At 39.5% G+C, this 2,145-nt stretch carries 2 protein-coding genes; one reads left to right on the top strand and one right to left on the bottom strand.

Annotated elements, in window-relative coordinates; genetic code table 11:
* Window positions 1-1,691: N-6 DNA methylase (locus PX484_RS25230; protein WP_288106134.1), on the bottom strand; the 1,691-nt coding region annotated here is incomplete at its 3' end.
* Between the two features lie 175 nt (window positions 1,692-1,866).
* Between PX484_RS25230 and PX484_RS25225 the strand changes: the two genes are divergently transcribed.
* On the top strand, window positions 1,867-2,145 hold a 279-nt coding region (locus tag PX484_RS25225; protein WP_502882787.1), incomplete at its 3' end, for a helix-turn-helix domain-containing protein.

The following is a 2,145-nucleotide window of genomic DNA, read 5'->3' as shown; positions in this document are numbered from 1 at the left end:
TTATCCAAATAACCATGATTTGTAATTAACGCCACAACTCCATAACCAGTTTCCGCTACCCGATACTGAGCAAAGCGAATAAACTTCACATAATCATCTAATAAACCTTTAGGGTTTCTCTCTCCCAATGGTTTTCCATCTAATTGATAATAATCCTTAACCAAATTCACAATCCAAGGGTCAGTATTCATCGACTGATAGGAATAGGGAGGATTGCCTAAAATAACCATAACTGGCATTTCTTGCTTAACATCTTTTGCCGCAGCTGCTTCATCGCGAATGCGATTTAAAAACCCATCAGCAGGGGGAATTTGAAAAGCTTCCTGTAGGGTGTTAGTGAGATAGATTCCCAAGCGTTCATCGGCACTAAAATCATAGCCTAATTCCTGAAGTTGTAAACCTAATTTCATGTGTGCTACGGTGTAGGGAGCCATCAGTAATTCAAACCCAAAGAGACGGGGTAATAAATGTTTACTAACATAACTAGACCACATCCCTTTCTGTTGACGAAAACTATCATAGATATGGTCGATAACAGAGTGTAAAAAAGTGCCTGTTCCCACAGCAGGATCGAGGATTAAAACTTGGTGAACTTCCTGAGTTTCTTGGCTATTATTAGGATTTTTAATAGTAATTTTTTTGGCATCGGCCAAACCTTTAGGAATCTGAAACTTATTTTTTAGAATATAGTCCACACTGCGAACCATGTAAGAAACCACGGGTTCAGGGGTATAATAAACCCCCCTAGACTCACGCATTTTACTATCGTATTCGGCTAAAAAAGTCTCATAAAAGTGAACCACAGGATCCTGCTTGCGCGTGCGTTTTCCAAAGCTGCTAAGAATCCCCTCCATGTCCGTTTGTTGTAAAATATTGGCTAGAGTATCCACGGCCCAAGTAATCCGCTCATCTAATTCTGTACCAGCAATTTGATGAAAAATTCCCCGCAAAAAAGGGTTAGTTTTCGGTAGTCGAAATGCTGCCGTTTCCCTGGAAAAAGAACTTATTTGATCCGTATTACAGCGCGCTGCAAATAAACCATAACAGATTGTTTGTGCATACATATCCGCGAACTGTGCTTCATTGAGATCACTAATTAAAACTCGTTGAAAAGATTGCAATTGTTGCCGCAACATTCCCCCGCAATCTTGATCTTTTAAAGCTTGACCGATTGCATCTCGAATTAACTGCGCTAAAGCGGCCATTTTTTTGGCTAATTCTCGCGGTGTTGTTATCTGAATAACTTTTGAGAGGAAAAATTGACAGAACAATTGTTCTACTTGTAAAATCCCCTGGGAATCAGGTTTAATTTGCTTTTTTTGATTAAGACTTGCCACGGCAGCTGATAGACGCAATTCTCCCGATACATACCAACGAAATTCTAAATGATCGGTGATAATTAAATTACCCAAAGCCTGTAAATAACGTTTTATTTGGGGAGTATTTTCAACCTTTTTGAGAGAAGTTCCGATATCTTTTGCTTCCAGATGACCAATTTCTACCATACCCTGATTAATCACAAAATCCGGAGCGCCACAAGCAATCCTTTTGGGTTCATTGAGAGCTTGTAGGTTATTATTTAGGGATTCAATTAATTTTTTTAAAGCAGGACGATAACTGTGTTCTGTGGCGTTACCCTGTTGATAAATGCCTGTGATTTCCTCTAGATATTTTGGCAGTGAATTACTCATTATCGTTGCGACATACAAACGTTCTTCTATAGATAAAATATAACCTCATTTAGCCCCCAATGTCCACTGAGATGCCCTCATCCTGCTTTATCCCTATCCTCAAGGATACCAAAATTAGCTAAAATGAAATAATAGGCGATAATCTCATCCTAACAACTTCACCAAAATATTAACGATGGTCAAAGCATCATCTCCCTTATCTCTAGAGCATCTCTATCATGTTCCCACCTACACTATAGCCGATACTGCGCGCTATCTCCATATTCCTTTGCCCACTCTGAGAACGTGGGTACGAGGACGCACCTACCCCACAAAAAAAGGACAAAAAGAGTTTTTACCCCTCATTCAACGACCTAATCCGAATATTCCGCAACTTTCCTTTACTAACTTAGTGGAAGCGCACGTTTTAAGAGTTATTCGCAAAGTTCATAACATCCCTCTCGATAAAGTTAGA

Source organism: Microcystis sp. M49636_WE2 (assembly GCF_030065375.1).
In the GTDB taxonomy this organism is placed as follows: domain Bacteria; phylum Cyanobacteriota; class Cyanobacteriia; order Cyanobacteriales; family Microcystaceae; genus Microcystis; species Microcystis aeruginosa_C.
The sequence above is the reverse complement of the archived record's forward strand: the minus strand, read 5'-3'. Positions and strand labels throughout refer to the sequence as shown.